The organism is Mesorhizobium sp. M1A.F.Ca.IN.020.06.1.1 (assembly GCF_004023265.1).
Taxonomy (GTDB): domain Bacteria; phylum Pseudomonadota; class Alphaproteobacteria; order Rhizobiales; family Rhizobiaceae; genus Mesorhizobium.
The window spans coordinates 1-6,239 of record NZ_RZSR01000279.1; the positions used below are offsets into that span (position 1 = coordinate 1).

The window sequence follows — 6,239 nt, forward strand, 5'->3', positions numbered from 1 at the left end:
TCGAGGTGCTTGAGGGGCTGGAGCCGGTGCGCCGCCGCCCAGGCATGTATATCGGCGGCACCGACGACAAGGCGATGCATCACCTCTTCGCCGAGGTCATCGACAATTCGATGGACGAGGCGGTGGCCGGCCACGCCACCTTCATCGACGTCGAGCTTTCGGCGGACGGATTTCTTACCGTCACCGACAATGGCCGCGGCATTCCGATCGATCCGCATCCGAAGTTCAAGAAGCCGGCGCTCGAAGTCATCATGACGACGCTGCATTCGGGCGGCAAGTTCGACTCCAAGGTCTACGAGACCTCCGGCGGTCTGCACGGCGTCGGCGTATCCGTCGTCAACGCGCTGTCCGACCACCTCGAGGTCGAGGTCGCGCGCGGGCGCCAGCTCTATCGCCAGCGCTTCTCGCGCGGCGTTCCGGTGAGCGGGCTGGAGCACCTCGGCGAGGTGCACAACCGCCGCGGCACCAGGACCCGCTTCCATCCCGACGAGCAGATCTTCGGCAAGGGCGCCGCCTTCGAGCCGGCCCGGCTCTACCGCATGACGCGCTCGAAGGCCTATCTGTTCGGCGGCGTCGAGATCCGCTGGACCTGCGATCCCTCGCTGATCAAGGAAAAGGATCAAACTCCGGCCAAAGCCGAGTTCCATTTCCCGGGCGGCCTCAAAGACTACCTCAAGGCCACCGTCGGCGACGAATTCCAGGTCACGCGCGAAGTCTTCGCGGGCAAAAGCGACAAGCAGGGCGGCCACGGCTCGCTGGAATGGGCGGTGACCTGGTTCGGCGGCGACGGCTTCCTCAACTCCTACTGCAATACGATTCCCACTCCCGAGGGCGGCACGCATGAGGCGGGCTTCCGCAACGTGCTGACGCGCGGGCTTCGCGCATATGCCGATCTCATCGGCAACAAGCGCGCCTCGATCGTCACGACCGAGGACGTCATGATCTCGGCCGCCGGTATGCTGTCGGTATTCATCCGAGAGCCGGAATTCGTTGGCCAGACCAAGGACAGGCTGGCCACCATCGAGGCGATGCGCATCGTTGAAACCGCCATCCGCGACCCGTTCGACCACTGGCTGGCCGACAACCCGCAGGAAGCCTCGAAGCTTCTCGAATGGGTGATCGCGCGCGCCGATGAGCGTGTGCGCCGGCGTCAGGAAAAGGAAGTCTCGCGCAAGAGCGCCGTACGCAAGCTGCGCCTGCCGGGCAAGCTCGCCGACTGCACGCAGAACGCCGCGGCCGGCGCCGAGATCTTCATCGTCGAGGGCGACTCGGCCGGAGGCTCGGCCAAGCAGGCACGCGACCGCGCCAGCCAGGCGGTGCTGCCGCTGCGCGGCAAGATCCTCAACGTCGCCAGCGCCGGCAACGACAAGCTTGCCGCCAACCAGCAGATTTCCGACCTGGTTCAGGCGCTCGGCTGCGGCACGCGCTCGAAATATCGCGACGAGGACCTGCGCTACGACCGCGTGATCATCATGACCGACGCCGACGTCGACGGCGCGCATATCGCTTCGCTTTTGATCACCTTCTTCTATCAGGAGATGCCTAACCTGATCCGCGGTGGCCATCTCTATATGGCCGTGCCGCCGCTCTATTCGATCCGTCAGGGCGGTAAGGTGGCCTATGCACGTGACGACGCGCACAAGGACGAATTGCTGCGCACCGAATTCACCGGGCGCGGCAAAGTCGAGATCGGCCGCTTCAAGGGCCTTGGCGAGATGATGGCCTCGCAGCTCAAGGAAACCACGATGGACCCGAGGAAGCGCACGCTTCTCAGGGTCGACGTGATCGATGCCGAGCAGGCGACCAAGGACGCCGTCGACGCGCTGATGGGCACCAAGCCCGAGGCCCGCTTCCGCTTCATCCAGGAACGTGCCGAATTCGCCGAGGCCGACGTGCTGGATATCTGAACGCGGACTGGTCCATAACAGGCTCCGGCACGGAGACTTGCATGTGACCTGGACGCGGCTGAAGGATCTAGCCGGGACACCGTTAAGTCAGCTGACCCAGCCGACGCGCTCGGACTGGATCTTCGCCCTGCGCACGGTTTCTGCCGGGCTGATCGCGCTGCTTGCCGCTTACGCCTTAAAGCTCGATCATCCGCAATGGGCGATGATGACGGTGTTCATCGTCGCGCAGCCGGTCGCCGGCATGGTGCTGGCGAAAGGCTTCTACCGCCTGCTCGGTACGCTGGCCGGCGGCCTGGCGGCGATCGGCATCACATCGCTGTTCGGCACCAATCCCTGGCTCTTGGTGACGGTGCTGGCACTATGGATCGGCGTCAGCACCCTCGTTTCCTCGCTGCTGCGCAATCCGGAAGCCTATGGCGCCGCCCTTGCCGGCTATACAGCGATGATCATCAGTCTGCCGGCATTCGGGCAGGCGCATCTCGTCGTCGATCTCGCTGTCGCGCGCTGCGCCGAAATTGTGCTCGGCATCGTCTGCGCCGGCGTCACCAGCCGGCTGATCCTGCCGAAGCTCGCGGCGGACGCCATCATCTCCAGGCTGAAACGCAGCATTCTCGATCTCGCCGACTACGCCTCAGGCGCCTTTTCCGACGGCGATCCGGCCGGTCTTGCCGCTCTCCAGCGCAAGCTGATCACCGATGCCCAGACACTTGCCGAAATGCGCACCTATGCGCGCCTCGAAGCGCCGAGCTTCGCGACCCGCGCCCATCCGGTCCGGCGCACGATCGGACAGCTCCTGTGGGCGCTCTCGGCGGCCCGCGCGCTGCATACCCATGCCGCGCCGGAGAATGCGACGCTCATCCCTGTTCGCAGCGAGTTGAAGGCAATCGTCGGGGAACTCGCTACGACGCGCGACGCGTTGGACGACACCGGCCCATGGGTGGCCCGGCTCGAGGCAATCGCGATCAGGGCAAGAGAAACGGCGCCGGTGGCCACCGATCCCGGTGAAGACAAGGTCGGCACCATCACCCGCCTCACCATTGCCGCCGATTTCGCGGAGGCGCTGAAGCAGGTGATGCGCGGCTTGGATGCGCTTCGCTCGCCGGTTTCCCGAACGTCTCGTGAGCGGCAGCAGCCGGCCCTGGTCGTGCACCGCGACTATCATGCGGCCTGGCGCAATGCGGTGCGCGCCGCGCTCGCCACGCTTCTGGTGGCCGCCTTCTGGCTGACCACCAAATGGTCGGAGGCGGCGGGCACCGTCATTCTCGTCGCCGTCGTCTCCAGCCTGTTCGCGGCACGTCCCGATCCGGTTCAGTCGGCCTGGGGCTTCTTCACCGGAACGCTCCTCGCTTTGCCTTTCGCTTTCCTCGTCGGCCAGATCGCAATGCCGGCGCTGCCCGGCTTCGGCTGGTTCACCCTCTTTGTCGTGCCGATCCTGGTGCCGGCAGCGCTCGGCATGGCCAATCCGCGGCATGTCGGCGTGGCCACCGCCTTCGCCATCAATTTCCTGGCTTTCCTCAGCCCGCACCAGATGATGACCTATGATCCCGGCCCGTTCTTCGCCGGATCGGCATCGATCCTGGTCGGCATCCTGATCGCCATCGGCGTCTTCATCGTCGTTCTGCCGGCCAATCCCTGGGCCACTGTTGAGCGCATCTCGACGGCGATGCGCGAGGACCTGGCGCGCCTTTGCCTGCATGAGCGCGTCCCCAGGCGTTCGGCCTTCGAAAGCCTGGTCTATGACCGGATCAACCAGTTGATGCCGCAACTGCAGCAGACCGGGAGGAAAGGCGACCCTATTCTTGGCGGCAGCATTGCCGCCGTGACCGTCGGCCTCGAAGTGCTCCGGCTGCGCCAGGCGCAACTGAACTCCGCCGTTCCACGCGAGACGGTGGAGTCGATCGGCAACTTCCTGCGCGGCTTGGCGCGGGAATTGCTGTTCGGGAGGCATGGCGAGCCGCAGACCTCGACCATCGCCGTGGCGCGGGAATATGCGGCGAGCATCGCCGGTCGCAGCGACCGGCCGGAAATGCTTCAGGTCGCGGCCTCACTGCGCATCATCGCTGCCGCGATGCAGGATTATCCGGATTTTTTCGCGAAGGGGCACCCTTAGACGGGCCGGGCCGGGATACGTGAGCATCGAGCAGGAAGCTGCCATTTGCAGTCCGGCCACACCTGATACCGACATGCGCTAGGCGGCGGCAATTGCCAGCGCATGCCCGCGCGCGTTCTCACGCAGCGCGTCGAGATGGATCGACTTCACCAGTCCGGCGAGATCGCCCTCGGCCGATTGCCCGCCGAGTTCCTTCAACATCAGCCAGCTCACCTCCTGCACGCCGGCGACACGCTTGCCGTTGGCGACCTCGCGCCAGATCTTCAGCGCGCACAGGATGATGCCGTGCGTGACGGCGGCGAGGCCTGCGCTGCGGAACAGCGCCTGCAGCGCAACGTCGTGCCCGCCGGCCAGCAACGCCCTCACCCGCTGCTCGGATTGTTGGGCAAGCGCCACCAGGGCCGAGCCGAAGAAGTCGACCTTGCCATGCGCGACGGTGCGGATGATGAAGCTCGCGGTGAGATCGCCGCGCAGTCTGAGATGCTCGATCAGCGCGGCGTGCTCCTCGGCGCGGGTGCCCTCGATCAGCGTCACCGAAGCCTTCACGCAGGCGTCGCGCATCACGCGGTCTGCCCGTGCCGCTCCCATCAGTGCCAGCACCAGCGGCGATCCCTTCAGCGTCTCGCCGAGCTTGACCAGAAGCATGTGCCGGCAGTCGGCGGGAAGCCGCGCGTCGGCGATCAGCGCCTCACGCACGAGCGGCAGGTGGCCGTGCCGTTCGGCCATGCGGCGGAAACTCAGCGATGCAATATCGGCGCCGCTGTTGGCGATCAGCGTGGCGCAGGCTTCCGGCTCGCCGATCTCGGCGATGGCTGCCGCCAGCGACATCGAGACGACCGGACGGTTGGCTATCAGCTTTTGGGTGGCCTTCTGGCCGCAGGCGACGCGGTCGATGAGATCGGCATCGGTAAGCAAAGGCGAACGCGCCAGCACCAGCGCCGCCACTTCCGGCTGGTCGGAAGCGAGTGCTGCGATCACCTGCGGCGGGGCGTGATGGCTCATCGACAGCGCTTCGGCGAGCGCCTGCCGGACCTTGGCGGAAACGTCGTCGAGCAGCAGCGTGAGCGCCGCCTCGGCGGCGCAGCGATCCTCGAACGGCAGGTCGGAATTGATGTAGGCGCGGGCCAGCGCGCTCGCGGCGGCGGCGCGCTCGGAAACCCTTGCCTTATCGATCCACTTTAGAAAATGCGAAACAACCATGCCGATCAGCTACGCCCTTGCCGAAACGTTTCGGCCCCGTTGGGAACGGTAAGCTGAAAATGGTTTACGAACGGTTCACCATGTTTCTTAACCGGCTTGATGGCTTTGCAACCAACGCCTATCAAACAGGAATAGCGGAGGAGATCGACCATGGCCGGGCTTTATCTGGAGGAGTTCGTCGCCGGCCGCGTCTTCCGGCACACGCTGCGCAAGACCGTCACCGAAAGCGACAACATGCTGTTCTCGGTGATGACGCTGAACCCGCAGCCGCTCCACATCGACTTCGACTTCGCCGCGAAGAGCGAATGGGGCAAGCCCTTGGTCAATTCGCTGTTCACGCTCGGCCTGATGATCGGCATCTCGGTGAACGATATCACCGTCGGCACCACTGTCGCCAATCTCGGCATGAAGGAGACCGTCTTCCCGCACCCGGTTTTCCACGGCGACACCATTCGCGTCGAGACGACGGTCGTTTCGGTGCGCGAGTCCAGGTCGAAGCCCGATCGCGGCATCGTCGAATTCGAGCACCGCGCCTATAATCAGAACGATGTTCTTGTCGCCAAATGCACGAGGCAGGCGATGATGATGAAGAAGGCGTCCTGATGCGCTCGCTGCTCTTCGTGCCGGGCGATTCCGAGCGCAAGCTGGAAAAGGGCTTTGGCGCCGGCGCCGACGTGGTCATCGTCGACCTTGAGGATTCGGTCGCCGCCGGCAACAAGGCGGCCGCCCGCAAAGTCGCGGCGAACCTCATCGCCGGCCACCGACAGCAGACCAGCTCCGACATCTACGTACGCGTCAACGATCTGTCGACCGGCCTGACCGACGATGATCTTGCGGCGCTCGTCCCGGTGAAACCCGACGGCATCATGCTGCCGAAGTCGAACAGCGGACAGGATGTCCAGCAGCTCGCGGCCAAGCTTCGGGTGCACGAGGCCGAAAGCGGCTTGCCGGATGGCGGCATAAAGATCCTGCCGATCATCACCGAAACCGCATCCGGCCTGCTGGCTGCCGCGAGCTACGCC

The 6,239-nt window shown here is 65.2% G+C and carries 5 protein-coding genes; 4 read left to right on the top strand and 1 reads right to left on the bottom strand.

Features of this window, described 5'->3' with window-relative positions:
* On the top strand, positions 1–1,907 hold a 1,907-nt coding region (parE, locus tag EOA60_RS14490), incomplete at its 5' end, for a DNA topoisomerase IV subunit B (RefSeq protein ID WP_128311531.1).
* A 43-nt stretch (positions 1,908–1,950) separates the two neighbouring features.
* Positions 1,951–4,017 carry an FUSC family protein gene (locus EOA60_RS14495; protein WP_095826114.1) on the top strand — a complete coding sequence of 689 codons (2,067 nt, stop codon included), beginning with the start codon at positions 1,951–1,953 and terminating at the stop codon, positions 4,015–4,017.
* Positions 4,018–4,095: 78 nt separating this feature from the next.
* Here EOA60_RS14495 and EOA60_RS14500 read toward each other — a convergent pair whose 3' ends face one another.
* A complete protein-coding gene (locus EOA60_RS14500; protein ID WP_095826115.1) occupies positions 4,096–5,217 on the bottom strand; it encodes a DUF2336 domain-containing protein in 1,122 nt (373 codons plus the stop codon).
* A gap of 150 nt (positions 5,218–5,367) precedes the next feature.
* Between EOA60_RS14500 and EOA60_RS14505 the strand changes: the two genes are divergently transcribed.
* On the top strand, positions 5,368–5,820 hold the full coding sequence (locus EOA60_RS14505) for a MaoC family dehydratase (RefSeq protein WP_095826116.1): 453 nt from the start codon (positions 5,368–5,370) through the stop codon (positions 5,818–5,820).
* Positions 5,820–6,239, top strand: a 420-nt coding sequence (locus tag EOA60_RS14510; protein WP_245502560.1) for an aldolase/citrate lyase family protein, incomplete at its 3' end; no start/stop codon positions are given. The genes EOA60_RS14505 and EOA60_RS14510, both read left to right, overlap by 1 nt.

Excerpts from the sequence above, each read along its gene's own strand:
- EOA60_RS14500 (WP_095826115.1), bottom strand. The coding sequence starts at position 5,217 with ATGGTTGTTTCGCATTTTCTAAAGTGGATCGATAAGGCAAGGGTTTCC.
- EOA60_RS14505 (WP_095826116.1), top strand. The coding sequence starts at position 5,368 with ATGGCCGGGCTTTATCTGGAGGAGTTCGTCGCCGGCCGCGTCTTCCGG.